Source organism: Streptomyces tendae (genome assembly GCF_014650435.1).
GTDB lineage: Bacteria > Actinomycetota > Actinomycetes > Streptomycetales > Streptomycetaceae > Streptomyces > Streptomyces tendae.
Genome location: NZ_BMUY01000007.1, coordinates 127,243 through 153,391, shown reverse-complemented (window position 1 = coordinate 153,391; position 26,149 = coordinate 127,243). Strand labels below are relative to the sequence as shown.

Sequence of the window (26,149 nt, the reverse complement as noted above, 5' to 3'; positions counted from 1 at the left end):
GTCACCTCGACGCACCGTCGCGCAGCAGGGCGAGCTGATGCGCGACGGCCGCGGTGAGCCGCTCCTCGTCGTCCGTGGCGAGCAGGTCGAGCAGTGCACCACGCAGGACCGCCAGGGCCAGGGTGCAGCGAACGGCACCGCCCTCGCTGTCCCGTTCGGACGGGGCCTGGAACCCGGCCAGGACGCCGAGCCAGTCGTCCACCGTCGCACGGGCGAACCCGGCCCAGGCACCTTCGGGGTGGGTGAGTGAGCGTGCGTAGGCCTCGGCCCACAGCCGCAGCAACGGCCGGTGCTCCTTCGCGGCGAGCCATGTCCAGACCCGCTCGACGGCCGGCGCCAGCCCCGCGGGTCGATCGGGCCGCCCGACCCGGTCCAGGAGCGCCAGCTCGTCGGCGCGCGCCCGTGCGAGCAGCGCGCGCAGCAGGCCGTCCTTGCTCTCGAAGAGGAAGAGCAGGACCCGCGGGCTGGAGCCGACGGCGTCGGCCAGGGGGCGCAGGGACAGGTCGGCCAGTCCGTGGGCGAGGGCGTACCGGTAGGCGGCCTCCAGCAGTTCGTTCCGCCGGGCCGAGGGGGTTGGCGCTTCCTGGGGCATGGGGCTAGCCTAACTGAAACGACTGTTTCAGTTACATCGGTGGAACGACCACGGGGGCCGGGAGAGCACCACATGCCGCAGCAGGATCAGAGGAACGCCGTCGTACGCCGCGCCGACCGGCCCGGCGACCTGGGGTGGGTGGTGATGGCCCACGGCGAGACCTACGACGAGCAGTTCGGCTGGAACACCGACTTCGAGGCACTGGTCGCCAACATCGTCGCCGACTACGCCACCCGGCACGATCCGGCCCGCGAGGCGGGCTGGATCGCCGAGGTCGACGGCCGGCGCGTGGGCTGCGTCTTCCTCGTCGCGGGCGACCGGCCGGAGGTGGCCAAGCTGCGGATCCTGCTCGTCACCCCGGAGGGCAGGGGCCTCCGCCTCGGAACCCGGCTGGTCGAGGAGTGCCTCTCCTTCGCCCGCGCGGCGGGCTACGAGCGGGTGACGCTGTGGACCAACGACGTGCTCGTGGCCGCGCGCCGGATCTACCAGGGCTTCGGCTTCACCCTCGCGGACGAGGAGCGCCACCACAGCTACGGCCAGCACCTCGTCGGCCAGAACTGGACCCTCGACCTGCACCCCGACACCGCGGCCCGGGTCGGTTGCCGACGTCCTCGTTGACGTGCGCGTCGCGGCGAGTCGTGCGGTGTCGGTGCCGTGTCGCCGCCGCGTAGGAGCGCTGTCGGCGGCTGTCGGTCGGCTGTCGGTGACTCGTCGGTGGCGGCTGGCACCTTTCGGGACGTGGCCGACCGGAACCAGCCGGACGGTCCGACAGCGAAGGAGTCACCATGCACACCCCTGTCACGATCATCGGCGCCGGGCTCGGCGGACTGACGCTGGCCCGCGTCCTGCATGTCCACGCGATTGCGGTCACCGTCTACGAGGCCGACTCCTCCCCTTCGGCGCGCGCACAGGGAGGACTGCTCGACATCCACGACTACAACGGACAACTCGCGCTCGAGGAAGCCGGGTTGATGGAGGACTTCCGCGCCATCGTGCTGGAGGGCCGCCAGGCGATGCGGGTACTCGACGAGGACGGGACCGTGCTGCTCGACCAGCCCGACGACGGGACCGGCGGCCGTCCGGAGGTCCAGCGCGGTGACCTGCGTCAGATCCTGCTCGACTCGCTGCCGGCCGGCACCGTGCGGTGGGGGCACAAGGTCAGCGGTGTCCGCTCCCTGGGCGACGGGCGCCACGAGGTGGCGTTCGCCGACGGCGGCACCGCCGTCACCGGCCTGCTGGTCGGTGCGGACGGCGCGTGGTCGCGCGTCCGGCCACTGCTGTCCTCCGCCACACCCGAGTACATCGGCAAGTCGGTCGTCGAGACCTACCTGTTCGACTCCGGATCCCGACACCCGGCCGCCGCGAAGGCCGTCGGCAGCGGCATGCTGATCGCTCCCTCGCCGGGCAAGGAGATCTTCGCCCACCGGGAGAAGGACGACACTCTGCACGCCTACGTGGGGCTGGCCCGGCCGCGGGACTGGTTCGCCGCCGTCGACTTCACCGATCCGGTCGCGGCCACCGCGCGGATCGCCCGCGAGTTCGAGGGCTGGGCGCCGGAGCTCACCGCACTGATCACCGACAGCGACGTCGCCCCGGTCCTGCGCTCCCTCCACGCCCTGCCGACCGGGCACCGCTGGGACCGGGTGCCGGGGGTGACCCTGCTGGGCGACGCGGCCCACCTCTCCGCTCCCAACGGTGAGGGCGCCAACCTCGCGATGCTCGACGGCGCGGAACTGGGCAGGGCCCTCGCCGAGCATCCCGACGACGTGGAGGGGGCACTGACCGCGTACGAACGGGCCTTGTTCCCCCGCAGCGCCGAGTGGGCCACCGACGACATGCCCGGACTCGACTCCGCCGACAACACGGCCCAGGGCCTGATCGACCTGTTCACGGAGCACGGCATGTGAGCCCGCAGGCCCGTTTGATAGGCAAGTGCAGGGGTCTCGCAGCACCTCGCGGTGCTCGAGGCCGGACGGGATCCCCCTCGCCCAGTTCACCGTCGACGACCCAGGAGCCCCTGGAGATGGGCCCCGTCACCACCGCCGTCTTCGACGACACCTGCGGCAACCTGATCCAGATCTCCACCCAGCCGCAGTGACGTCACGTTGATCCGGGCACAGGGGCCAGTCGTTGACGGGGCCGCCCTCGCGGCAGGGAGCGGGGCGCGCGTACGGGCACACAGCCCGTACGCCCCGCGCCGGCCTCGCGAGGCCCCTCGTACGGTCGCCGGTCCGGGGCCAGCACCGCCCAGACCTGCTTGTCGTAACGCACGCCCTCGTACGGCCACGCCTCGCGTCGCACGCCCTCCAGGGTCATGCCGAGCCGTTCGGCCACCGCGGCGCTGCGTTCGTTGTCCGCGCGGCAGTGCCATTCGGCCCGGTGCAGCCCCCGGGTCGTGAAGGCCCAGTCCAGCAACAGGTCGCAGGCCCGCGTGATCAGGCCGTGGCCCTCGGCCGACGGCTCCAGCCAGCAGCCGATCTCGCAGGTGCCGAAGGCCGCGTCGAAGGCGGTGAACATCACCCCGCCGACCAGCACTTCCTCGTACCAGATGCCGTACAGGCGGGCGCCGTCGCCGGCCTGGCGCGCGGCGTACCGCTCCAGTGTGGCCCGCGCTCCCTCCGTGTCGTCGGTGACGAACGCGGGCCCGACCCAGGGGCGGATGTGCTCACGGGCCCGGTCCAGATGACCGGCGAACTCCTCGGCCTGCCACACCTCCAGCGGACCGAGGCGCGCAGCGTCACCCAGCGACATCGAGAACATGGGGCCTCCCCGTTTGCACAACACTTGTTGCACAACACTTGTTGTGTCAATGTACCGTGGCCGCATGCCACGCTCCAAGGGAGATCACGAGGCCCGGCGGCGGGACGTCTCCGCGGCGGTCTGGCACGTCATGGCCACCCGCGGTTTCGCCGGCCTGACCCTGCGCGCCGTCGCCGCCGAGCTCGGGGCGACCACGGGTCTGCTCACGCACTACTTCCCGACCAAGCGTGCCCTGGTCGAGTACGCCCTCGACCTGCTGGAACAGCGCACCCTCTCGCGCCCCCGCCGCGAGGCCGGCCAGGGCCTCGCCGCATTCAGGGACGCCCTGCTGGACATCCTGCCGCTGACCCCCGAGGCCGTCGACAGCAACCGCGTCTGGGTCTCGTCCTGGGACGCCGCGCTCTCCGACCCCGCCCTGTCCGCCGACTACGCCCGCAAGTACGCCCAGGGCCGCGAGAGGCTGCGCGCCCGGGTGGCGGCCGCACAGGATCTCGGTGAACTGCCCCGGGGCGACCCCGCACAGATCGCGGCAGGTGCGCAGTCCTTCGTCCTCGGCCTGGTGGTCCAGGCCCTCATCGATCCGGCGACGTTCACGCCCGAGCGGCAGGTCGAGCTGCTGGACGGCTACCTGGCCGCCCTGGCAGGGGGCGGCTCCTGAAGGAGGTGACGCGGGCGCGCCGTCACGGGGAGGAACCTCCACGGTTGTCTTCGAGCATCCGCTCCAACCGGTCGAAACGCTCGTGCAGCGCTCGGTCCGCCTGCGCGTACACCTCCTCGGCGGCCTTCTCGGTGCGGCGCACGAAGTGCCCCCGGCGTTCTTGTTCCCTGCCGACGAACCAGGTGGCCAGCGCGGCGGTGACCAGACCGAAGGCGGTGATCCCGGCGACCATCACCACCACGGCCACGAGCCGTCCCCACAAGGTGACCGGATACAGGTCGCCGTAGCCGACGGTCGTCGCGGTTTCCACGGACCACCACAGGGCCCGCGGGTAGGTGGTCAGCTGCGCCCCCGGTGCGCCGCGCTCGGCGAGGACGGCGCAGTAGGAACCCACGAGGATCACGATCACCAGTAGGAACGTCGCGGCACACGAAGCCCTCAGGTGCAGCGAACCGCCTTGGCGTCCGAGCAGTAGTTTGACCAATCTGGCCAGGAGACCGGACAGCATGCGTGGCATGCTCCGCCACCTGCGGGGACGACGCCGCGAGAACGCGCCGGTGGGCGTCGAACCCACCCGAACGGCCGAGGCGTTCTCCGCGAGTGGGGTTGGCGGCTTGTGCGTCGCGCGGTGCCGAGTCAGCCCTTCCGTGCCTGGGCACCGGGCAGTTCGCTCGCCTGGGCGACGAGTTCGTCCAGGGTCTCGTGCGCGTGCTCGCCGTAGCTCCGCCCGTCGGGGTCGGCGATCCAGCGGCGGTGGGCGGTGTCGAGGGCGAGCAGTGCGAGGGCCGACAGGAACCGGGCGGCGATCTCGCCGCGGCCCTGCTCCCGCACCGCGCTCTCTACGGCACCGGCGAGCTCCGCGCCGAGGTCACCGTCCACGACCTCGACCGCACCCGGCCGTTCCTGCTGCTGCACGGCGGAGGTGGCGTGCGGACCATGAGCGCCTTCGCCGGTCTGCTGGCGGAGCGCACCCACTCCCTCGTACTGCTGCCCACCCACCCGGGTTTCGCGGACGTGACGTTGGTCGGCAACTCCTTCGGCGGGTGGCTGGCCGCCGAGCTGGCCCTGCGGAACAGTCCTCGCGTCAGCGGCGCCGTCATCATCGACGGCATCGGGATCGAGGTCCCCGGGCACCCGATGACCGACGTCAGCGGCCTTACGCGGGCCGAGATCCAGGCACGCTCCTTCTACGACCCGAGCAAGGCGCAGGCGGCCTCGGGCGACGACACCGGCCCGAGTCCGGACGTACCGGCGCTGATCGGCTACACGGGCCCCACCATGTCCGACCCGACCCTGATCGAGCGCCTCGGCACCCTGGACGTCCCGGTCCATTTCCTGTGGGGCGATCACGACGGCGTGGTCGATCCCGCGTACGGCGAGGCATACGCCGCCGCGATCCCCGGATCCACGTTCACGCTGCTCCCCCGCACCGGCCACCTCCCGCAGGTCGAGACGCCCGAGGCGGTACTCGGAGCGCTGCTCGCCACCAGGGGCACGGTCCAGCCGAGTTGGACCGGTGACCGGTCACGGCGCAGCTGCCGCCTATTTGCCCGGCTGCGCCCCGCACGCGAGGTCCCGCGCCGGGCGTTCTCCGGTGGTCAGGAACCTCGTCGCCGCGTCGTTGGCGCAGGTGTTGCGGCCGTAGGGGTAGACACCGTGACCGCCCTGGTCGGCTGTCACCAGCGTGGCCCGGCCGCCGAAGGCCCGCCGCAGTTCCCGGGCTCCGACGAGCGGTGTGCCCGGGTCGCGCTCGTTCTGCAGCATCAGCACGTTGGACGGGCCCCGGTCGGTGATGCGTACCGGCGGCTCGGTGCGCGCCCGCGGCCAGAAGGCGCAGGGGTTGATGCCGGCCGTGGAGCCGCCCAGCATCGGGTACCTGACCCGATCGACGGCGACGTTGCGCTGGTACTCACGGACCGTCCCCGGCCAGCGCGTGTCCTGGCAGACCACGGCGAACCGCGCGGACATGAGGTTCTCCAGGTCGGCGGGCAGCTCTGGGAGGGCCAGTTGTCCGCCCGTGTCGACGGCCTGCCAGAACTCGGCGAGCCGGGGCATGAGGCCGTCGGCGTAGAGGCTTTCGAAGGTGTGGCCGCGGAACGCGGCCCCGTCGACACCCTGTCGCGGCTTCGCGTCCAGCCGCTCCGCCAGCTCGAAGAACTTGGCGGTGACCTGCTTCGGCGTCGAGCCCAGGCCGTATTCGGGGTGCGCGACGGCGAACGCGGCGAAGTCGGGGAAGCGGTCTTCGAGTCCACGGGCGAACAGTCGCATGGCCGAGATGTCGTAGCCGCCGGGACCCAGGTTGCTGTCGAGCACGATCCGGTCGCCGCGCCGCGGGAACAGCGTGGTGTAGACCGCGCCGAGGTAGCTGCCGTAGGAGGCTCCGAGGTAGGACAGCTTCGGCTCGCCCAGCGCCGTGCGGAGGCGGTCCATGTCGCGTGCCGTGTTGGCGGTGGTCGTGTGCGGCAGCATCCAGGCAGTCCGCGAGCTGTTGCACTGCTCGGCGATCTTCCGTGCGGGGCCGGCCTCCCGCCTGACGTCGGCCGCGGTGTGGGCGTACGGCGGGAAGTTGCCGCGCCACTGCTGCTCCTGCGTCAGGTCACAGGTCACCGGTGTGCTGCGGCCGACACCGCGCGGGTCGAAGCCGATGATGTCGTAGGAGTCGAGCACCTTCTGCGGCAGCCCCGAGGCGGCGAGGACCGCCGGGTACAGCAGGCCCGAGCCGCCCGGGCCGCCCGGGTTGGTCAGGAGGACGCCACGCCGCTGTGCCGGCTTCTCGCTCGCCAGCCGGGATATGGCCATCTCGATCCGGCGGCCGTCCGGATGCCGGTAGTCCAGCGGGACCCGGAGCGTCGAGCACTCCAGGCCGGGAGCATCGGCGCCCTCGGGGCACGGGCCCCACTGCAGGGTGCTGGGTGGTGTCGTCGTGGCCGCCGCCGACGATGTCGGCAACGCGGTCGCGGCCAACGCGACGGCGACGAGAGCGAGGGACAGGCTTCTGCGCATGGGGTGTCCTCCTGCGGGGTTGTCCGGCACGGGGACGAGTCTGTTGATAAGAAGCGGTCGGCACATCGGCCCGGCGGTCGGCTCCGGGTCCGACCGAAGGAGAGGCGCCGGTTGGACCTGGGTCCAAGGCGCATCCGTCTCCGGTCTGATCCGCCGGTCGCACGACGCGGCGACAATGGCCCGGTGAACAAGGACGTTGTGCCACGGCTCGGGGCCTGGCAGCACGCATGGCGGCTGCTGGTGGCCGCGCTGGTGAGTGTGCCGGTCTGGCTCTCGGCCCTCGCGCTGCTGCGGGACCGGTCCGGCGAGGCGGGCTGCTGGATCCTCGTCGGCGATCCGCTGGTGGCCCTGGGCTGCCTGACGGTGCTCCTGTGGCGGCGCCGGTGGCCCCGCACCGTGGCTCTGACCGTCACGGTCGCCTCGACCGTGTCGGCGTTCGCCACCGGCGCCGCGCTGCTGGCGCTGTGCTCGGTCGCCACCCGCCGCCGCCCGGTGGAGATCGGGGCCGTCGTCGTGGCCTACGTGGCCGCGTCCCGGCTGGCCGGCGTCGTCTACCCGACGCAGGATCCGGTCGGCACGTTGTGGTGGGTCCAGGTCGTGGTGCCGGCGCTGACCGCGGGGATCGCCGTGGCGGCCGGCATGGCCGTCGGGGCACGGCGGGTGGAGGTGCGGTCCCTGCGCGAACGGGCGGAGAGCGCGGAACGCGAGCAGAGCGCACGGGCGGCACAGGCACGGGCCCTCGAACGCAACCGGATCGCCCGGGAGATGCACGACGTCCTCGCGCACCGCATCTCCCTGGTCGCCATGCAGGCCGGGGTCCTCGACCACCGGGGCGACCTCTCGGCCGATGAGAACCGCGTCCTGGTCCGCGGTATCGCGGAGGGCTCCCACCAGGCGCTGGAGGAGTTGCGGGAGGTCCTCGGCGTGCTCCGCGCCGACCCCGGCCGCCCGGAACCCCCGCAGCCCTCCCTCGACCGCGTTCCCGACCTGGTGGCCGACACCCGCGCCTCGGGTCTCGACGTCAGGCTCACCGACGCGGTGACGGCGACCCCGCCGGACGGCGTGGGACGGACCTGCTACCGGATCGTTCAGGAAGGGCTGACCAACGCCGCCAAGCACGCCCCCGGCGCGGTCGTGTGGGTCACCCTCGACGGAGCCGCGGGCGGCACCCTCGACGTCGGCGTCCGCAACGGCCCGGCCCCGCCGGGTCCCGCACGGCCGCCGGCCTCCGGCTTCGGCCTGCTGGGCCTCGGCGAACGGGTCGCCGTCGCCGGCGGCGAACTGGGCCACCGCCCCACGCCCGACGGCGGGTACGTTCTCACCGCACGCCTTCCCTGGCCGCACGGCCCCGCCCACCGCCACGAAAGGGGCGCATGAGTGGACACGCGACGCGATCCCGTACGGGTCGTCATCGTCGACGACGAACAACTGGTGCGCATGGCCCTCAGGCTCGTCATCGACGGTGAACCGGACCTGACCGTGGTGGCGGAGGCCGCCGACGGCGACGCCGCTCTCGCCGCGGTGGCCGAGCAGCGGCCCGACGTGGTGCTGATGGACGTACGGATGCCGGGCCGGGACGGTCTTGACACGACCCGGGAGCTGCTCACCCGGCCGGATCCGCCGCGGGTGCTGATGCTGACCACCTTCGACTCCGACGACCTGGTGCTCGGGGCGCTGCGCGCCGGAGCGCTCGGCTTCGTCCTCAAGGACACCCCGCCCGCCGGCATCCTCGACGCGGTCAGGACCGTCGCGGACGGCGACCCCGTCCTGTCCCCGGCGGCCACGGCACGAGTGATCGCCGCGGCCACGGGCCCGGTCTCCCCGCACGTCCGTGGGCGCTCCCGCGAGGACGCACGCGAGCGGCTGTCCGTGTTGACCGAACGGGAACGGGAGACCGCCCGGGCCATCGCGGACGGGCTGGACAACGCGCGGATCGCCGAGCGGCTGCGCATCACCGTCGCGACGGTGAAGGCCCACACGGGCAGCCTGTTCGCCAAGCTGGCGGTCGAGAACCGGGTCCAGATCGCGCTCCTGGTGCGCGACGCGGGCGACTCGACGCAGGCCTGACCCGGCAACCGTCCGCTACTCGTCACCCCGGAGATATCGGGTGATCATGGCGACCAGCTCCGATTCCAGCCGTTCGACCTGGATGGGCCGCGGGCTCGCCATGAGCTTGTGGGTGTTCATCTCGACCGTTCCCACGACGAGTTCCGCGGCCGTGTCGAGATCGCCCACCCGGACGTCCGGATGGCGGGCGAACACCTCGCGCACCTGACTCACCCGCGCCCTGCCGTGCCGGTCGATCGCCTCGATCAGCTCGCTGGAGGCCGGCGCCTCCTCGAACATGATCCGCAGCAGCTGCGGGTCGTCGCGGTGGTGGTCGATCGCGTCGCGGACCAGCGCCCGGACCGCCTCCGCCAGGCTGCCGGGCGACATGTCCAGCTCTTCGACGCCCGTCCACGCGCCGCGGTCGATGTGCCGGACCAACAGCTCGGCGAGGATGGCGTCCTTGTTCGGGAAGTACTGGTACAGCGAGCCGATGGACATGCGGGCGCGTTCGGCGATCCGGTTGGTGGTGCCCGCGGCGTAGCCGTAGTCGGCGAAAACGTGAGCAGCGGCGGTGAGGATGCGCTCACGAGTGAGTTCCGCGCGCACCTGTCGAGGCTTGCGACGTGGGGCGAGACGGCGGTCGGCGGACGTCATCCACAGGTCCTTCCGGGCAGCGAAAAGCGAGTAGCCAAGAGCTGAGCTATTACTCAGAATAGTGCCATGAGCTGCGGAAACAAGGCGCATCGAGGACGGGGAGCACGGACGTGATCCCTCAGCTGAGCATCCCCCGAGAGCGCAAGATGATCACTTTGGAGGTGCGGCGGTGCGAGCCGCTCACACCGGGCTTCGCCGGTGTCACCCTGGGCGGTCCCGGCGTACGCGACCTCGTGCGGGGCGGCGGCGACCAGGCCGTCCGTCTCTTCTTCACCAGGGACGGGCAGCGGGAGCTGCGGATGCCGACCGCCTCGAACGAGCGGTGGATGGTGCAGGTGATGCTCATGGCCAAGGCGGTCCGCCCGTGGGTGCGCAACCTGACCGTCCGGCGGCTGCGGCCCGCCGAGCAGGAGATCGACATCGAGTTCGCCCTGCACGGCGACTCGCCCCTGTCCTCGTGGGTGCGCCGCGTCCGACCGGGCGACCCGGCCGGGATCTTCGACCTGGGGACCATGTACCGGCTGCCCGAGCACGCCCGGGGGCGGCTGCTGGTGGGCGACGAGACGGCGCTGCCGGCCATCCTTTCGATCCTGGAGGACGATCCGCACCCGCCGCCCACCGAGGTCTTCGTGGAGGTGGCGACAGCGGCCGACGTCCGGGACGTCCCCGCACCATCCGGGGTGCGCGTCCACTGGCTCAGCCGCGACGACGAGAACCTGCGGCCCGGCACCCTCGCACTGGCGGCGGTCCGCGACGCCGAACTGCCCGACGGGCCCCTCTACGCATGGGCGGCGGGCGAGTCCCGGCTGGCCACCGGCGTCCGGCGGCACTTGGCCGACGACCGCGGCGTGGCCAAGCGCGACATCTCCTTCTACGGCTACTGGCGCCTGGGCCGGTCGACCCCCGGCTGAAAGGGACCGACATGCAGCAGCACAGCTTCCGGCCGGACTCCTTGCACCGGCTCTCCCGCGTGGACGAGATCGAGGCGGTCGTCGGCCGCCCGGCCGCGATGATCAGGCGCAAGCAGATCGGTTACCTGGACGCGGGCTGCCGCGCCGTGCTGGCCCACAGCACGATCGCGGCCTTCGGCCACCTCGACGCGGACGGCACCGCTCGGACCACCTTCGTCGGCGGCGCCCCCGGGTTCGCGCGCGTCCACTCCCCCCAGCGGTTCTCCTTCCCCACTCCCGGGCCGACCGTCGTACGGGGTCCGGTCTCGCTGTTCTTCCTGCTGCCCGGCGTGGGCGAGGTACTGCGCGTCAACGGCACCGCCTCCGCGCTCCGGGACGGCCACAGGGGCAGGGAGACCGCCGTGGACGTCGCCGAGGCGTACGTGCACTGCGCGCAGGCCGTCATCCGCTCAGGCCTGTGGGAACCGCCGACGCCGTCCCGGGGGGCCGAACCGGCCCCGGGCGAGGGCCCGTTGTCCGACCCCGGTGTGAGCGACTTCCTGGCCGCCTCGCCCTTCCTGGCCCTGTCCACGTGGGACACGGACGGCGGCAGCGACACCAGCCCGCGCGGGGAACGGCAGACGGTGGCCCGCGTCCTGGACGGCCGCACCCTGGTCCTGGCCGACCGCAGGGGCAACAAGCGGGCGGACACCCTGCACAACCTGCTGCGGGACGACCGGCTCTCGCTCGCCGCACTCGTCCCCGGCCGCAGCGGTGTGCTGCACGTCCACGGTCGGGCCGCGATCACCGACGACGCCGCGCTGCTGAAGACGATGGCGCTGCGCGGTGTGCCACCGCATCTCGCGCTCGTCATCGACGTGGAGCACGCCGAGGTGAGCGCCAACGACGCGGTGGCAGGTGCGCGCCTGTGGACGCCCGAGGGACGGACCGCCCGTGGCCCGGCCCCCGACATGATGGCCCTGGGCAGCGCCCACCTGGCCGCGAGCACGGCGGAGTCCGGACGCGCGTCGGCACGACTGATCAGGCTCGTCACCGCCCTTCCCGGGATGAACCGGCTGATGCGGAAGGTCGCGGACCGCGCCTACGTCTTCGGGCTGCGCAAAGAAGGCTACGACAACGTCCGGGCCCCGCAAGCAGCCGACCACGGCGACGGCACCCGGGGCGAGGCGGTGGGAAGTCGGGTGGGAAGCCCTCTTCGACCCGTGCGCGTACTCGAGGTACGCCACGAGACGCCCTCCGTCCGCACCCTGGTCCTCGCGGACGCGACTGACGAGGCCGGGCCGTTCGACTTCCACCCCGGGCAGTTCTTCACCCTGGTCACGGACGTGGCGGGACAGCCGCTGCGGCGTGCCTACTCGGCCTCTTCGATCCCCGGCGCGACGCGTCTGGAGCTGACCGTGAAGCGGGTGCCGGACGGTCGCTTCTCCACGCACGTCCACCGCGACCTGCGTCCCGGGGACCTCCTCGCGGTGCGCGGCCCCTCGGGTACCTTCCACGCCGCGGCGCGGGCACCCGGCCATCTGGTACTGATCGCGGCCGGCAGCGGCATCACGCCCATGATGAGCATGATCCGGACCCGCCTGTCGGCCCCGGAGCCGGCCGGCAGGATCGATCTCCTCTACAGCAGCCGCGATCCCGAGGACGTCATCTTCGGCGACGAGTTGACCCGTCTGGAGAAGGGCCATCCGGACCGGCTGGCGGTCACTCACGTCCTCACCAGTCGCGCGGGCCGACTCGACGCCGAGGATGTCCGCCGGTGGGTGACGGGGCTGCCCCAGTCCGACCGCGCCCATCACTACGTCTGCGGTCCCGAGGCGCTGATGGACACCGTCCAGGACGTCTTGCGGCGTCTCGGCGTGCCGGACGGGCGCATGCACCAGGAGCGCTTCACCGGCGGTTCGACCGCGCTCACCGCCGGGACGCCCCAGGACATGACGGTCGAGGAGAACGGGAACGTCGTCGGCACGACCGTGGTCGAGCCCGGCCAGACGCTCCTCGACGCCGGTCTCGCCGCGGGACTGCCCATGCCGTACTCCTGCACGGTCGGCAGCTGCGGCGAGTGCACGGCACGGGTGCGCGACGGGGAGGTCACGCAACCCGAGGACACGTGCCTGACGCCGGAGCAGAAGGCCGCTGGGTATGTGCTGACGTGCGTCGGCTGTCCGCTGTCGGCGGTGTCGCTCGACATCGCCGGCCCGGGGGGCGCCGAGGGACTCCGACGGGCCGAGCGGCACCGAGCGGACGACTGAAACGGCTCAACTTCGGTCCAGGTGCGGGAGAACCAGCGCCGGCGCACCTCTCAGCCGTCGGGGACGACGCCCTCACCGGTCGGCCAGTCCTCGCAGCAGGGCGCCGAGTACGCGGTCCCGTCGTGGCTCGACGTCCACCACTGCGTGCGCGAGCCGGGGATCGCTGCGGTAGAGGGCCCGGATGTGCGGACCGGGCGTCGCCATCTACCACAGGGGACCTGCCAGGCTGGTGGCCGTCGCGATGACGTCCACGGCCTGGGTCTCCTCGAGGCCGCGCGGGTGGCCGCGAAGATTTGGCCGACGGCCTCCGGTGTCGCGCTCGGCAGCGCGCGCAGCCGGGAACACGACTGCGCGGACCAGTCCCGCCACCCTTCGGCAGTGATCTTGAGGAAGATCTGTTCGCGCGTCTCGAAGTAGCGCAGCAGCGCCGACTTGTGCATGCCCACGGCGGCGGCGATGTCAGTCAGCGTGATCTCACGAATGCCCCGCTCGGCACCGAGCCTGCGGGCCGCTTCGAGGATCGCCGCTTCACGCTGGGCGGTCCGACGCGACAACCCGCCCTCGCGCCTCCTACTCGGCGCCAACGCCGTCGAGATGGCGACGGAGTACTCGCGTCGCCAACTGGCGCATGCCTCCACGTGGGAAGACGTCAGCCGCTCGGCGGACTTCGCCGAGCCCTACCCTGCCCGGATGCCGGCCGACGAGGCAGGGCACGCGCCACGCGGCTGCCGGGGATGGCTCGGACGCCTCCGCAGTGCGGCACGGGGGGAGACTCCTCCGTCGAGCCTCGCAACGCGGGGGGCCTCAGCCCAGGGTGTTCATCAACCCGGTGACATGGGCGTCCAACCGCTCCTCCACGACCCGCGCCGGCCGGTGTCACCGGCCGGACGGCCGTCGTGTCGTCGCGGGCACTCACCGCGCCACCTCATCATCCGCACGACAGCCCGCGCAAAGCCTTTCGCTCGCACGGCTCATTCCCCGGGTGGCGGGGCCTCGCTGCTCCCCGTGCGGCGGAGCCGGTCGGTGCGGCGGGTGAGCGTGTCGATGCGGTCGGCCAGCTCCGGGTGGTGGGCGCCGAGGTGCTCGCGGGCACCGGACAACGGCCCGATCAGGCCGGCGGCGTCGTCGTGGCCCAGTGCCTGGACCAGGGGATTGCGGGCCTGGTCCGGGAGGCCCGCGAGTGCGGTGATCTGACCGGCGAGCTGACGCAGATCCGCGGCGTTGCCACGCGCCCAGGTGGTGACGGCACGGTCGGCGGCGCGGCGGTCGCGGGTGGCCTGGACGCGCTGTTCGCCGGTGCTGCCGGGAGCACCGGGGCGCAGGCGCAGGTAGCGGCGTTCGGCGGCCTGCCGGCTGGCGACGCCGAGGGGGCGGGCCAGGTCGGCCCAGCTCGCACCCGCCTCCCGGGCTGTCTCGATCAGGCCCGTCTCCCAACCCGCGAGCTGGTCGCGCATCCGACGCAGGAGCAGCAGTGCGGCGAGCACCTGGTCGGAGCCGACCTCACCGCCGGGCTGCTTGCCGTGCGGTGGCGCCTGGGCGCTGTGAATCGCCTCCTCGATCGCCGCCAGCGCTGCCTCGGCGGCGAGAAAGGACACGGGCTGCGATACGGATTCCTGCGGGTCCACGGCCATGGTCACCTCCCGACGTCGGCGTCACCCGTTCGACGACGCCGCCGCTTGTCATCGTTCCGATGACATGCTACAAGAAATGCAAGAAGCAGCGCATGAGCGGATCCGCTCGTACTGGAGGTGTTTCACGATGCTGATGCGCACCGACCCCTTCCGTGAACTCGACCGGCTCACCCAGCAGTTGTTCCCCAGCACGTCCGGCACCTGGTCGCGGCCGTCCGCGATGCCCATGGACGCCTACCGCGAGGGGGACGTGTACGTGATCGCGCTCGACCTCCCCGGTGTCGACCGGGACGCGATCGACATCGACGTCGAGCGCAACATGCTCACCGTCCGGGCCGAACGCCGTCCCGCCGCCAGGGGTGACGACGTCCAGATGGAACTCTCCGAACGCCCGTTCGGCGTCTTCTCCCGCCAGGTGGTGCTCGCGGACAGCCTCGACACCGAGCACATCAGTGCCGAGTACGACGCGGGCGTACTCACCCTGCGCGTGCCGATCGCCGAGCGGGCCAAGCCGCGCAGGATCTCGATCGGCGCCGGCGCGGACCACAAGAAGATCTCCGGCTGAGGCGGAGATCCGAGGCAGAGAGCTCAGGCGAAGCCACGCTCTCGCCGTCGAGTGCGGCTCGCACGTCGGGAAACCGACACTCCCCTCCGCACCCCCTGTTGGCCAGTGCCCACGACCCACGGGTCGCTGGGTACTGGCCGGCCAGCACCGGCCGACCAGGGCCCACCACCCCACGACTCAGAAAGGCACCCTTCACCGATGCAGTCCCAGACGGCGCCGACGACCACGGCCACCGAGTCGGCCGTGTCGTTCGTCCAGATGCTGGAGCAGGTCCGCTACCACGGCGCCTATCCCACCCGGGAGCGGGCCGAGGAGGTCGTGACCGCCGTCCTGGCCGCCCTCGGCCGCCGCATCACCGGCGAGGAACGCGTCGAGCTGGCGGCCCGTCTCCCCCGCGAGGCGGCGCGGATCTTCGCCGCGCAGATCCCCGCCACCGACTCGATGACCGGCTGGGCCTTCGTCAGGGACCTCGCCACGCGCACCGGCGGCACCTTGGCCACCGCGCGCTGGGACGCCGGCTCGGTCCTGGGCGTCGTCGCCCGACTGGCCGGCCCGGCCCTGCTCGACCGCGTACTCGCCCAACTGCCCTCCGGCTACGCGATCCTCTTCGGGCGCGCCGAACTCACCCAGGTGGCCTGAGCCGCGCCGAGGCAGGTCCTCTCTCCCGACCAGGCCGCCCGGCAAGTCCCGGCGGCTCAGGACGCTCCCGGTATCCCTGCCGAGCGTGGCCGTCGCGGGTCTCAGGCGGAGGAGTCGAGCGGGTTGACGGCCACTCTGTCCGCCAGTCCCGACCGCACCGCGCCCGCCGCCGAGCTGTCGGCTTTGCGCTTCGCCTGGTCCTGGAAACACGCCAGGAACGACGCGGCGAGGTCCAGCCTCGGACAGCGGTCCAGCACCTCGTCGCGGAAGCGGGGCGGGTAGGCGTCCGCCTCCGTGCCGACGATCTCGGTCGCGGTGGCGCGGGCCAGCAGGTGGCCCTCGGGGTCCGTGGCGACGTCGACCCGCGGCCACATGTGGCGGACGATGACGTCCGACAGGCGTGCGCGGCGCTCGGCCGGCCAGCCGGCGCCGGCGGCGAAGACACGGGCGACGTGTCCGCCCGCCTCCTCGAAGGCGACGGTGTGGCTGTCGAAGACCGGCACCAGCCCGATGTCGTGGAACAGCGCGGCGACGTAGAGGAGTTCCGGGTCGAAGGGGACGCCGTCCGCCGTGCCTCGGGCCGCCGCCCAGAAGTAGGCCCGCAGGGAGTGGTTGAGCAGTGCCGGGGAGAGGTGGGCGGTCGCCACGTCCAGGGCGGCGGCCGCCGCGGCCGTGCCGGGCACCGGAAGGGCGTCGAGCGAGATGTCTTTCACCGGGAGCCCGCAGCCGCGCGGGTGTCGGACGCGACGCGGATGATCGTCCTGCCGTGCCGGCCGCGGCCGGGCGCGAAGGCGGCGGGGGCCTCGGCCAGCGGACGCACCTCCCCGACGGCCGGCCGGAGCCGCCCGTCCCTCACCCGCTGCACGAGTTCGGTGAGCTGGGCCCGGTCCGGTTCCACGACGAAGAACACCGCCCGGCCGTTCTCCGGCCGGGCGTCGGGCGGCTCGGCGATGGTGACGAGAGTGCCGCCGGAGCGTACGAGCGCGGCCGAGCGGTGCAGGATCTCGCCGCCGATGACGTCGAACACGACATCGGCCTCTCCCGCGTCCTCCAGCCGCTCGGACTCGAGGTCGAGGAAGACGTCGGCGCCGAGGGCGAGAGCGGTGTCCCGGTCGGCGGAGCGACCGGTGGCGATCACCCGCGCGCCCGTCTCGCGCGCGAGCTGGACCCCGACCGATCCCACGCTTCCCGCGGCGCCGTGGATCACGACGGTCTGCCCCGCGGTGAGCCGTCCGTGGTCGAACAGGCCCTGCCAGGCGGTCAGACCCGAGATGGGCAACGCGGCGGCCACGGTGTGGTCGACGTCCGCGGGAAGGGGCGCCAGGTTGCGGGCCTCGACGGCGGTGTACTCGGCCAACGATCCGTCGCGCGTCCAGTCGGCCATGCCGAACACCCGCTGGCCGACGGTGAGGCCGGTGGTGCCGTATCCGAGTTCCTCCACCACCCCCGACAGTTCGTGTCCGGGAACGCTGGGCGTCCGGTCGCGGCCGGCCCGGTCGGTCCAGGTACCGGGCCAGTCGAGCTCTCCGCGCGTGAAGCCGGCGGCGTGCACCCGCACGACGACGTCGTTCTCGGCGGCGTGCGGATGGGGCAGTTCCGTCAGGGCGAGCCCGTCGGCACCCGCCTCGCGGTCGTGGACGGTGATGGCTTGCATGAGGGTCCTCGCAGGAAGCGGTGGTCGTCGGACACACGATGCCCCCGCGCTCTCCCGCCGGCACACCGTGCGTCGTCATCTCGACCGTATGCCCCTGTCACTCCCCCCGTGTGGGCCACTTCGACGGCGGCCGGACGAGCCACTTGCGGGCGGTGACAGGGCGCTACGGACCGCTGTCCCGCTCCGCCCGTGCGGGGCGGCCGTCCATGCCCTGGTCCAGCTGTGCCGAGGCGGCCAGTTCGGCGGCGATGCCGTCCAGCAGGGTGTCCAGGACCACCGGGTAGGCGCTGTGCGGCATACGGGCCGCGAGGCGGTCGGCGGTCGCGGCGATGTTCGGGTGCGAGGCGGCGGGCAGCCGGGCGTAGGTGGACGCCCACATGTTCTCGTCGGCTCTGCGGGCTTCCTCCGGAAGGGCCAGCGCGCCGGCGTCGAGCGCGGCGAAGGCCAGAGTCAGGTCGATGAACGCGTGGTAGAAGCGGACGGCGGCCCGATCGGTCAGCCCGGCACCCCGCAGGAGACCGAGGACCGCCTCGTCCACGGCGATCTCGCGCGGACGTCCACTCACCCGGCTGGCGGTGAGCACGGCGGCCTGGGGGTGGGCCAGGTAGGAGGAGTGCAGGGCGAGGCCGAGGGAGCGCAGGTCCGCACGCCAGCCACGGCCGCCCGTCCATCCGTCCAGGGCCCGCCCCATCAGCTCGTTGCCGACGGCCCGTGCCAGATCGTCCATGCCCGTGAAGTAGCGGTACAGGGTACTCGGGTCCGCCCCCAGCGCCGCGCCCAGCCGACGGGCGGTCAGACCGGCGGTGCCGTGCTCGCGCAGGACCCGCAGCGCGGTCCGCACGATCAGGGTCTCCGAGAGCACCGCGCCCTGCCGGGTCGGCCTGCGTCTGCGTCGCGCCTCCTCGGGCACCACCTTCTTCGGCATCCGCCACCTCCGTCCGCGGCCGCGCCGGATCTGCCGCGGCCCCTTATGCCAACACGGTTGACCTTACAGCGGGGATCCCTGTTGCATCGGACCCCTCCGAGGCAACGGCCTCCCGTACGAAAGGTCCCCGTCATGCGCGTGCTCCTCGTCGGCGCGGGCGGTGTCGGCACCGCCGTCACCCGGATCGCGGCCCGCCGGAAGTTCCTGACCCACATGGTCGTGGCCGACTACGACCACGCCCGCGCCCAGGCGGCGGTCGACGCGCTGCAGGGGGCGGGTGACCGGTTCAGTGCCCTGCGCCTCGACGCTTCCGACGAGGACGCGGTTCGGCGGGTGCTCTCGGCGCACCGGTGCGACATCCTGCTGAACGCCACGGACCCGCGGTTCGTGATGCCGCTGTTCCGGGCGGCCCTCGCCGCCGGGACCCACTACATGGACATGGCCATGTCGCTGTCCGCTCCGCACACCTCCCGGCCGTACGAGGAGTGCGGGGTCAAGCTCGGCGACGCGCAGTTCGAACTGGCCGGGCGGTGGGCGGAGTCGGGTCGCACGGCTCTGGTGGGCATGGGGGTGGAGCCGGGGCTGTCGGACGTCTTCGCCCGGTACGCCGCGGACGAGCTCTTCGACGAGATCGACGAGATCGGTGTCCGTGACGGCGCCGACCTGCGGGTGGAGGGCTACGACTTCGCCCCTTCCTTCAGCATCTGGACCACCATCGAGGAGTGCCTGAACCCTCCGGTGGTCTACGAGAGGGATCGTGGCTGGTTCACCACCGCGCCCTTCAGCGAGCCGGAGGTGTTCGACTTCCCCGAGGGGATCGGGCCGGTGGAGTGCGTCAACGTGGAGCACGAGGAGGTGCTGTTGATTCCCCGCTGGGTGGACGCCCGGCGCGTCACGTTCAAGTACGGCCTCGGAGACGACTTCATCGCCCGGCTCCGGACCCTCCACGAGCTGGGTCTCGACTCGACCACCGCGGTCACCGTGCCGGGCGAGGACGGACCGGCCCGGGTCTCCCCGCGTGACGTGGTCGCCGCGTGCCTTCCGGACCCCGCGAGCCTGGGCGACAGGATGACCGGCAAGACCTGCGCCGGCACCTGGGTCACGGGCACCAGGGACGGCAGGCCGCGCGAGGTCTACCTGTACCACGTGGTCGACAACCAGTGGTCCATGCGCGAGTACGGGTCGCAGGCCGTGGTCTGGCAGACGGCGATCAACCCGGTCGTCGCCCTCGAACTGCTCGCCACCGGTGTCTGGTCCGGCGCCGGTGTGCTCGGTGCCGAGGCCCTGCCGCCCCGCCCGTTCCTCGACCTGCTCACCGAGTACGGCTCACCCTGGGGCCTGCGCGAACAGGTGTGACGGGGTCCGCGCCCGCTGCCTGAGGAGCCGTCACCCGGAGGGGCGGGGGTGGTTCTGATCGCGCCAGGCCCGGGGCGAGAGTCCGTATGCCCCTTTGAACACCTTGCTGAAGTGGGTCGGGTTCACGAAGCCCCAGCGTCGTCCTGTCGCCGCGATGGTCCGCCGTCGGCCGTTCGGGCCGGCCAACTCCCGTCTGCACTCCGCCAAGCGGTGCGTACGGATCCAGTCCCCCAGGCTGATGCCGGCCGCGGACAGCACAGCATAGAGATGACGCACGGAGATGCCGTGTGCGGCGGCGATCCGTGCCGCGGACAGATCGGGGTCGGCCAGGTGAGCCCGGATGTACCGGGTGATCCGCAGGCTGAGTGTGGCCTCCAACGGGCCTTTGGCAAGGCCGGTGTTGCCGTGCTGGGAGGTGAGTACGGCGCGGAGGAGTTCGACGCTGGGCTCCACGACGGCGTCCGCGTGCACACCGGCCCGGTGCAACTCGTCACTGGCGGCCAGTTCGGAGAAGTAGGTGAAGGCGAGACGCGCGAGGGGGTTGTCGGGTCCCAGGGTGGTCGAGCTGGTGTCTCGCAGCAGCCGGTCGGGGAGCGCGAGTGCCGCGCGGGGGAAGCGCAGGAAATGGTGGTCGACCCCCTCGTCGAAGAGGAGTGTGTAGGGAGCGATCGACTCGTAGACGGCGAACTCCCCAGGTCCCAGGACACATTCGCGCCCGTTCTGCGCCACCAGGCTGGTGCCGCTCACCTGCAGGCCGAGGAAGACGGCGGGTTCCTCGTCCTCCCGGGCCAGTCGCTCCGTACGACGGATCGTGACCGCGGTGGCCCGCGCCGAGCAGATCCTGAGGGGTCCGACGGTGCCGAGCCCGATGCGAACGGAGAGGTCCTCGGCGGCAGGACGGTGATCGATGTCGACCGCCACCACGGATTCCCACACGGCGTGCCGGACCACTTCCTCCCGGTCGCGCGGCGGTATCGACGCGGTGTCCAGAACCGGGCTCATGAGGCGGGCCTTCGTCCGCCTCGGCCGTACCGCCGGCCCGACCGCAGCTCGGCCCGATCCCCCACGAGCGCCCTCCCCGGTACGGACAGTCCTCGGTGTCAGCTTGGCAGGGTCCCCTCTCGCCGCGCAACGGCGTCGGCAGGCGAGCGCACCGCCCGCCGACGCCGGCCGAGGCCGGTCGACGGCGGGCGGTGCGCCACTGACAAACACCCCTGCACGGCAGGCAAAGTCCGGTGCCCACGATGACTTTAGGGTCCATGGGCGTGGCCGTCACTGGGACGACGTCACAGACCGGAGGGATTGCATCGTGCGACAAGCATCAATGACGCTCCGCATGCGGATGGGAGTGCTGGGGGCTCTGGCCCTTCTCTTCGCCGGCGGCCTGACGGCCAGCCCGATGATGACCGCGCCGGCCCACGCCGCCTACGGTCCGTGCAACACGACGGTGAAGCGCACCGACGGGTTGGGGGACACCGGCAACTACTACCGGGTCCCCGCCCGCACCGGGAACGGCCTGAGCTGCTACATGCAGTACCAGACGGGCAGTTCGAACGCCGTGACCGCCCTGCAGCGAGCCATCCTCTCATGCTACCCCGGCACCTATGCCGCCAATCGGATCAGCGCCACCGGCGGGGCGGACGGCAGCTACGGCACCGGCACGGTGGATGCCGTCCGGTGGCTCCAGGCCAACCGCCTCGGTGTGACCGCCGACGGCGTCTACGGGCCGGCGACCCGTGGAGAGATGCTGTGGCCGCTGTACTACAAGAGCGGTTCCTTCATCAGCTGCCTCAACCCCGGCTTCTAGCCGACCCGGAGCCTGCCGACGCCGGTCTCTGTGCCCGGGGCCGGCGTCGGTCCGCTGCCGCCGGCAGTTCCAGATGGTCACCCTGGAACCGGGTCCGCAGTGCGCGGTCGTGGGTGACCAGCACGACCGCTCCCGTGAACCCGGTCAGCGCCTCCTCCAGTTCCTCGACCAGTGCCGGTGACAGGTGGTTCGTCGGCTCGTCGAGCAGCAGGAGGTCGGCGGGCTCCGAGACCAGTCGGGCCAGGTCCACGCGGCGCCGCTGGCCGTACGACAACTCGCCCATGCGCAAGCGGAGTTCCGCCGGACGGAAGAGGCCGAGGGCGAGCAGGGCGTCGGCGTGCTCGGCGGCGGCGCCCACGCGGCCCAGCCCGAACGCGTCGGGGACCCTCAGGTCCGGCGGCCACGGCGTCTCGTCCTGACGCAGATGGCCCACCCGGCCCGGCACTCGTACCGAGCCCTCCTCCGGCCGCAGTTCACCGGCGAGCAGCTTCAGCAGCGTCGTCTTTCCGGCGCCGTTGGGACCGGTGACGAGAAGCCGGCCGCCGCGGCGGAGGGTCAGGGAGCCCAGATGCAGGCGGTCACCCAGACGTACGTCCTCCAGGTGCGCGGCGGGCAGTTCCGCGGGGGCGGAGACGGCACCTGCGGCCGCATCCTCCGGGGTGGCCATGCGCGCCGTGAAGACCAGCGGGTCGGGCGGCGGTGCCACCGGGTTCCCGGTCAGCCGCTCGACCCGCTCGCGGGCGTTGCGGATGCGGGACATCGCGCCGTGCGCCCGGCCGCGGGCCCGGAAGCCGCCGTGGCCGAAGTTGGCCAGTGACGCCTTGCGCGGAATGGCGTCGAGGCGGGCGGCGTGACCGGCGGCCAGCCGGTCGTTGCGAGCCAGCTCGGACCGCCATTCCTCGTACTCCTGGAGTCGGCGTCGGCGCTCCGCCGCCTTCGCCGTCCGGTAGCCGGTGTAGCCGTCGCCGTAGCGGGTGACCTTCCCGGCCTCCGCCTCCAGGATCGTTGTGGTCAGGCGTTCGAGGAAGACGCGGTCGTGGGTGACGGCGAGCACCGTGCCGCGGTGTTCGCGCAGTTGCGCCTCCAGCCATTCCACGGCCTGATCGTCCAGGTCGTTCGTCGGCTCGTCCAGCAGCAGGACTTCCGGTCGGCCGGCGAGGACACCGGCCAGGGCTAGACGGGAGCGCTCACCTCCGGACAGGGTGCCGAGCAGGCGCTCACGGCGGAGTACCGGCAGGCCGAGGTGGTGCAGCGCGATGTCCACCCGGTGGTCGGCGTCGTAGCCGCCCCGGGCCTCGTAGCGCGCGAGGAGCGCGGCGTACGCGGCGAGCGCCGCGGGGTCCTCGCCGTCGCCGAGCGCGTGCTCGGCCCGGTGCAGCTCCGCCTCCAGAACCCGCAAGTCCGCGAGGGCCAGGTCGACGGCGTCCTGGACGGTGGCGGTCGGGGGCAGCGGGATGGTCTGCGGCAGATAGCCGATCCCGCCGGTGGCGGACACGGTCACCTCGCCGCTGTCCGGGCGCTCCTGTCCTGCCACAAGCCTGAGCAGCGTGGACTTGCCGGCGCCGTTGTCACCGATGAGTCCGGCCTTCTCGCCCGGCTTCAGGGTGAAGGACACCTGGTCCAGGACGGTGCGGCCCGGGTAGCGCTTGGTGACCTGGCAAAGGGTGAGTTGTGAGGTGTGCAAGATCGGGTCCCTCCTGGCCGCGCGGATTTCGGCGCGGACCGGGTCCGGGGTGGACGGCGGCACGGCGAGGCACGGCGACGGCGGAGCGGTGCTCTACGCCGTCGGCGCCGGTGATCTCACAGGGAACCCATGTGCAGGACGGTACGCCGTCTTTCACGACTTGGCAAGACGATACGTCTCGACTCGTGTGTCACTCTGCCGAACCGGGGTCCCGCGACTCCGGCATCGCCTTGCACCGACGGCACCCCTAGGCTGCTGCCCCACACGGGTGTCAGCCGGAGGGGGACGTTGTGCCACGGTCCGACGCAGCTGTCAGGACTCGTACGCGCCTGCTGTTGATGTACAACCTCACGCCGCAGGTGCAGGTTCCCGACGACATGCTCCGCCCGCTGTCCGAGGCACTCGGACTCGGCCGGTTCACCGCCCACGTCGAGGCAGCCGAACTGCTGCTGCCCCGGCTGGTGCTGCACGAGCGCGTCGTCGACATCACGCTGCCGCCGAACGCGGTCCGGGTCGACGGTGCGTCCGTCACCCTGGCCGTCACACCTCGCCGGGACCCGCTGCTCTTCGTGGACGTCGAGATCGCGGACGACGCCGACGGCGCGGACGCCATCGCCGAAACGCTCTACGCCACCTGGCAGAACCGCTCCGCCACCCGCGTCGACGGCGTGCCGCTGACCGAGTGGCTCGACGCGCGCCTGCGGGTGTACGGCGTCCCGGACGGGCCCACCGGCCGGCCGCCGCTCGAGTTCGGGCGGAACGTCCACCAGAGCGTGTTCCCCGGAGCGGCCCTCGCCCGGCGGCTGTTGGCCGAACACGTGCCCGGCGACGCGGTCGGCCAGGACGTGGTGACCATCGTGCTGCGCGGCACGCTGGACAGCCACACCGGCGCCACACTGGGCATCCGGCGGCCCGAGACGCTGAACAACGCGGGGCAGACCATGGTCGCGCACGGCAGGGGCGTGTCAGTGATCGTCGGCTACGCCCCGCCGGTGGAGAACGCGTTCGGGCTGGCCGCCGCCGGCATCCTCACCGCGGTCGCGGCCGTGCACCGCATCCGGCGGCAGGCGTTCGAGGCGCTGGAACTCGACCGGGCCGCGGCAGTCGAGACGACGGACGACGCCCGTGCCCTGGTCGGGCAGCTCTCGCGCCGGCTCAACGACCTCCAACTCGACCTGAGCTTCAGCGTCGAGGCCTACGCCGACACGATCCTCATACCGGAGCTGCTGGTAGAGAGCTTCCACTCGTCACTGCGCGACGTCTCGTCGCTGGCGGACGCGCTGGCCAACACCTCCCGCATCGTCGAGCGCGTGAACGCCGTGCTGGCGACGCGCCGCGTGGACCTCGAGACGGCGTCCCAGCAGTACGCCGAGGACCGGGACCGGGTGCTGGCCGCGGTGATCGCCGTGGGCTCGCTCATCGCGCTCCCGCCCGCGCTGCTGCTGGCGTACTTCGGCGTCAACAGCAGCGACGTCGACTCCCGCCGGTCGATCCTGGACATCCAGCACTACGGCGTCGCGTACGCGATCGCGTGGTTGCCGTTCCTGCTGCTGATCGCGGTCGGCCTGGTCGCACGCCGCCGTATATCGCTGCGCCTGTCCGCCCCGGACGCCGCCGCTCCCGCCCGACGCACCCGGCGCCCGCGGCTCCGCCGGTCCCGGCGGCACGGTCGGTGACGCCTTCCGGTGAAGCGGTTCGGTGAAGCTGGTTCGGTGACCCCGTCCGGTGAACCGGCGGAGATCAACTGATCGGCGCAGCAGTGAATCGATTCGCCGGGTGAACGGGGCCTTCGTTGATCAAAACGGCTGCCCTGAGCTGCGAGCCTGGGCCTCGCAATGGCAACGGATCGACGGACACCGGCAGTTCGGCCGACGATCCCCACTGAACGGAGCTCACCTTGTCACCTCGTCGTATCGTGACCGGCGCCCTCGCCTCCCTCGCGCTGGTGCTCGCCTCCGCCGGCGCCGTCACCCTGAGCGCCGGTCCGGCCGCGGCCAACCCCTGCGGCTTCTACGAGACCGCCTCCGACGCCTACTACAACCACTGCACCTCGGACGGCTCGCACATCGTCATCGAGATCGACGACTGGGGGCCCAACAGCGAACGGTGCGTGGTGCCCGGCGTGACCTGGATCGGCTCCAGCTCCGACATCGACGGCGCCTGGTACACCGGCCGCACCTGCTGAGCCGCCCTGCCGTTCCGGGCCACTAGGGTGTACGGGATGACGTTGGAACTCGTACAGGTGAACTTCAAGGCCCGGAACGACTCGACGCTCGGCCGGTTCTGGGCTCAGGCGCTCGGCTGGAGCATGTCGAGTGAAGGGCCGGGCGTCACCAACCTGGAGCCCGTGGGTTTCGACTGGCCGGACCCGTCCGCCGTCTGCGTCGATCTGGTCCGCGTCCCGGACCCGGAGACGGTGAGGTACCGGGTGCGCATCGAGTTGGCCACCACCTCCGACGCCCACCAGGCGGAGTTGGTCGGCCGCCTGGAGGAACTCGGGGCGACGCACATCGACGTGGTCGGGGACGACACACCGTGGCAGGTGATGGCCGACCCGGAGGGCAACGTGTTCGGCGTCCTGGAGCCCCGCGATCTCTACCGGGACACGGGGCCGATCGCGGCGGTGGTCGTCGACTGCGCCGACCCGCGGGAGATGGCCCGGTTCTGGGGCGGGGCGATCGACTGGACCGTCCACCGGCTGACCGACGACCGTGCACTCCTGCGCTCCGCCAAGGGTGTCGGGCCCTACCTCGAGTTCCGCCGCACCTCGGACGACGACGTCGTGTGGAACCGCATCCATCTCGACGTGATGTCGGACCCGGTCGAGGACCAGGCGAGGGAGGTCGCCCGGCTCGAAGGTCTCGGCGCGACACGGGCGGACGTGGGCCAGGGCGACGTCTCCTGGGTCGTCATGGCCGACCCCGCGGGCAACGAGTTCTGCGTCCTCGGCCGGGGCTGACGCGCCGCGCGAGCACCCGGCTCACGGCTGCCCGGGAGGGGAGGGCCGGCCGC

At 72.3% G+C, this 26,149-nt stretch carries 25 protein-coding genes and 4 pseudogenes; 16 read left to right on the top strand and 13 right to left on the bottom strand.

Features of this window, described 5'->3' with window-relative positions; all coding sequences use genetic code 11:
* Position 1: 1 nt before the first annotated feature.
* The gene (locus IE258_RS19850; RefSeq protein WP_189745301.1) at positions 2-592 is read right to left on the bottom strand and encodes a TetR family transcriptional regulator; all 591 of its coding nucleotides are present in this window, start codon (positions 590-592) and stop codon (positions 2-4) included.
* Between the two features lie 72 nt (positions 593-664).
* On the opposite strand from IE258_RS19850, the gene IE258_RS19845 reads away from it, so the two are divergent.
* From IE258_RS19845 to IE258_RS41265, 3 genes and pseudogenes are all read left to right on the top strand, one after another.
* A complete protein-coding gene (locus tag IE258_RS19845) occupies positions 665-1,210 on the top strand; it encodes a GNAT family N-acetyltransferase (RefSeq protein ID WP_189745299.1) in 546 nt (181 codons plus the stop codon).
* Positions 1,211-1,377: 167 nt separating this feature from the next.
* Positions 1,378-2,499: an FAD-dependent oxidoreductase gene (locus IE258_RS19840; RefSeq protein WP_189745297.1), complete on the top strand. Its 1,122-nt coding sequence runs from the start codon at positions 1,378-1,380 to the stop codon at positions 2,497-2,499.
* A 64-nt stretch (positions 2,500-2,563) separates the two neighbouring features.
* Positions 2,564-2,690: pseudogene (locus IE258_RS41265) on the top strand (VOC family protein); the annotation flags it as partial.
* A gap of 113 nt (positions 2,691-2,803) precedes the next feature.
* Here IE258_RS41265 and IE258_RS19835 read toward each other — a convergent pair.
* Positions 2,804-3,352, bottom strand: a pseudogene (locus tag IE258_RS19835) (GNAT family N-acetyltransferase); the annotation flags it as partial.
* A gap of 64 nt (positions 3,353-3,416) precedes the next feature.
* On the opposite strand from IE258_RS19835, the gene IE258_RS19830 reads away from it, so the two are divergent.
* A complete protein-coding gene (locus IE258_RS19830) occupies positions 3,417-4,010 on the top strand; it encodes a TetR/AcrR family transcriptional regulator (RefSeq protein ID WP_189745295.1) in 594 nt (197 codons plus the stop codon).
* A gap of 22 nt (positions 4,011-4,032) precedes the next feature.
* Here the strand turns inward: IE258_RS19830 and IE258_RS19825 are convergent, their stop codons facing one another.
* Together IE258_RS19825 and IE258_RS19820 are read right to left on the bottom strand one after the other, a co-directional pair.
* Positions 4,033-4,527, bottom strand: coding sequence for a potassium channel family protein (locus tag IE258_RS19825; RefSeq protein WP_127891909.1), 495 nt, complete (start codon positions 4,525-4,527; stop codon positions 4,033-4,035).
* A gap of 119 nt (positions 4,528-4,646) precedes the next feature.
* The gene (locus tag IE258_RS19820; protein ID WP_189745293.1) at positions 4,647-5,009 is read right to left on the bottom strand and encodes a hypothetical protein; all 363 of its coding nucleotides are present in this window, start codon (positions 5,007-5,009) and stop codon (positions 4,647-4,649) included.
* On the opposite strand from IE258_RS19820, the pseudogene IE258_RS42055 reads away from it, so the two are divergent.
* A pseudogene (locus IE258_RS42055) lies at positions 4,947-5,420 on the top strand (alpha/beta fold hydrolase); the annotation flags it as partial. The gene IE258_RS19820 and the pseudogene IE258_RS42055 sit on opposite strands and share 63 nt — an antisense overlap.
* 132 nt (positions 5,421-5,552) lie before the next feature.
* On the opposite strand, the gene IE258_RS19815 reads toward IE258_RS42055, so the two are convergent.
* Positions 5,553-7,013 (bottom strand): alpha/beta hydrolase, encoded by a 1,461-nt coding sequence (locus IE258_RS19815; protein WP_189745291.1) that lies wholly within the window; start codon positions 7,011-7,013, stop codon positions 5,553-5,555.
* A gap of 183 nt (positions 7,014-7,196) precedes the next feature.
* Here IE258_RS19815 and IE258_RS19810 point away from each other — a divergent pair, with 183 nt between their 5' ends.
* Both IE258_RS19810 and IE258_RS19805 read left to right on the top strand, forming a co-directional pair.
* Positions 7,197-8,390, top strand: a complete 1,194-nt coding sequence (locus IE258_RS19810) for a sensor histidine kinase (RefSeq protein WP_189745289.1) — start codon at positions 7,197-7,199, stop codon at positions 8,388-8,390.
* A complete protein-coding gene (locus IE258_RS19805; RefSeq protein ID WP_189745287.1) occupies positions 8,391-9,080 on the top strand; it encodes a response regulator in 690 nt (229 codons plus the stop codon).
* Between the two features lie 15 nt (positions 9,081-9,095).
* Here IE258_RS19805 and IE258_RS19800 read toward each other — a convergent pair whose 3' ends face one another.
* Positions 9,096-9,716 carry a TetR/AcrR family transcriptional regulator gene (locus IE258_RS19800; RefSeq protein ID WP_189745285.1) on the bottom strand — a complete coding sequence of 207 codons (621 nt, stop codon included), beginning with the start codon at positions 9,714-9,716 and terminating at the stop codon, positions 9,096-9,098.
* 146 nt (positions 9,717-9,862) lie between these two features.
* On the opposite strand from IE258_RS19800, the gene IE258_RS19795 reads away from it, so the two are divergent.
* Positions 9,863-10,627: a siderophore-interacting protein gene (locus IE258_RS19795; RefSeq protein WP_189745769.1), complete on the top strand. Its 765-nt coding sequence runs from the start codon at positions 9,863-9,865 to the stop codon at positions 10,625-10,627.
* A gap of 11 nt (positions 10,628-10,638) precedes the next feature.
* Positions 10,639-12,876, top strand: a complete 2,238-nt coding sequence (locus IE258_RS19790; protein ID WP_189745283.1) for a 2Fe-2S iron-sulfur cluster-binding protein — start codon at positions 10,639-10,641, stop codon at positions 12,874-12,876.
* Between the two features lie 72 nt (positions 12,877-12,948).
* Here the strand turns inward: IE258_RS19790 and IE258_RS19785 are convergent.
* Positions 12,949-13,460, bottom strand: a pseudogene (locus tag IE258_RS19785) (TetR/AcrR family transcriptional regulator).
* 387 nt (positions 13,461-13,847) lie between these two features.
* Positions 13,848-14,507, bottom strand: a complete 660-nt coding sequence (locus IE258_RS19780) for a type III effector protein (RefSeq protein WP_189745281.1) — start codon at positions 14,505-14,507, stop codon at positions 13,848-13,850.
* 127 nt (positions 14,508-14,634) lie between these two features.
* On the opposite strand from IE258_RS19780, the gene IE258_RS19775 reads away from it, so the two are divergent.
* Both IE258_RS19775 and IE258_RS19770 read left to right on the top strand, forming a co-directional pair.
* Positions 14,635-15,072, top strand: coding sequence for an Hsp20/alpha crystallin family protein (locus IE258_RS19775; protein WP_189745279.1), 438 nt, complete (start codon positions 14,635-14,637; stop codon positions 15,070-15,072).
* A gap of 198 nt (positions 15,073-15,270) precedes the next feature.
* On the top strand, positions 15,271-15,711 hold the full coding sequence (locus IE258_RS19770; RefSeq protein WP_189745277.1) for a DUF2267 domain-containing protein: 441 nt from the start codon (positions 15,271-15,273) through the stop codon (positions 15,709-15,711).
* A gap of 101 nt (positions 15,712-15,812) precedes the next feature.
* Here IE258_RS19770 and IE258_RS19765 read toward each other — a convergent pair whose 3' ends face one another.
* From IE258_RS19765 to IE258_RS19755, 3 genes are all read right to left on the bottom strand, one after another.
* Positions 15,813-16,424, bottom strand: coding sequence for an HD domain-containing protein (locus IE258_RS19765; protein ID WP_229892256.1), 612 nt, complete (start codon positions 16,422-16,424; stop codon positions 15,813-15,815).
* Positions 16,421-17,365 (bottom strand): NADP-dependent oxidoreductase, encoded by a 945-nt coding sequence (locus IE258_RS19760; protein ID WP_189745275.1) that lies wholly within the window; start codon positions 17,363-17,365, stop codon positions 16,421-16,423. Before IE258_RS19760 ends, IE258_RS19765 begins: the two co-directional genes overlap by 4 nt.
* Before the next feature lie 163 nt (positions 17,366-17,528).
* On the bottom strand, positions 17,529-18,290 hold the full coding sequence (locus IE258_RS19755) for a TetR/AcrR family transcriptional regulator (RefSeq protein WP_189745273.1): 762 nt from the start codon (positions 18,288-18,290) through the stop codon (positions 17,529-17,531).
* A gap of 132 nt (positions 18,291-18,422) precedes the next feature.
* On the opposite strand from IE258_RS19755, the gene IE258_RS19750 reads away from it, so the two are divergent.
* A complete protein-coding gene (locus IE258_RS19750; protein ID WP_189745271.1) occupies positions 18,423-19,646 on the top strand; it encodes a saccharopine dehydrogenase family protein in 1,224 nt (407 codons plus the stop codon).
* A 30-nt stretch (positions 19,647-19,676) separates the two neighbouring features.
* Here IE258_RS19750 and IE258_RS19745 read toward each other — a convergent pair whose 3' ends face one another.
* Entirely contained in the window at positions 19,677-20,648 is a 972-nt protein-coding gene (locus IE258_RS19745; protein WP_189745269.1) for an AraC-like ligand-binding domain-containing protein, read from the bottom strand.
* 307 nt (positions 20,649-20,955) lie between these two features.
* Between IE258_RS19745 and IE258_RS19740 the strand changes: the two genes are divergently transcribed.
* Positions 20,956-21,453 (top strand): peptidoglycan-binding domain-containing protein, encoded by a 498-nt coding sequence (locus IE258_RS19740; RefSeq protein ID WP_189745267.1) that lies wholly within the window; start codon positions 20,956-20,958, stop codon positions 21,451-21,453.
* Here the strand turns inward: IE258_RS19740 and IE258_RS19735 are convergent.
* On the bottom strand, positions 21,437-23,137 hold the full coding sequence (locus tag IE258_RS19735) for a TlrC/CarA/OleB/SrmB family ABC-F type ribosomal protection protein (RefSeq protein ID WP_189745265.1): 1,701 nt from the start codon (positions 23,135-23,137) through the stop codon (positions 21,437-21,439). The genes IE258_RS19740 and IE258_RS19735 overlap by 17 nt on opposite strands.
* Positions 23,138-23,475: 338 nt before the next feature.
* Here IE258_RS19735 and IE258_RS19730 point away from each other — a divergent pair, with 338 nt between their 5' ends.
* The 3 genes from IE258_RS19730 (at position 23,476) to IE258_RS19720 (ending at position 26,096) form a co-directional block, all read left to right on the top strand.
* Complete coding sequence (locus tag IE258_RS19730) at positions 23,476-24,813, top strand: hypothetical protein (protein WP_189745263.1); 1,338 nt, start codon at positions 23,476-23,478, stop codon at positions 24,811-24,813.
* Between the two features lie 221 nt (positions 24,814-25,034).
* Entirely contained in the window at positions 25,035-25,322 is a 288-nt protein-coding gene (locus IE258_RS19725) for a DUF6355 family natural product biosynthesis protein (protein ID WP_189745261.1), read from the top strand.
* A gap of 36 nt (positions 25,323-25,358) precedes the next feature.
* Positions 25,359-26,096 (top strand): VOC family protein, encoded by a 738-nt coding sequence (locus IE258_RS19720; RefSeq protein ID WP_189745259.1) that lies wholly within the window; start codon positions 25,359-25,361, stop codon positions 26,094-26,096.
* Positions 26,097-26,149 lie beyond the last annotated feature (53 nt).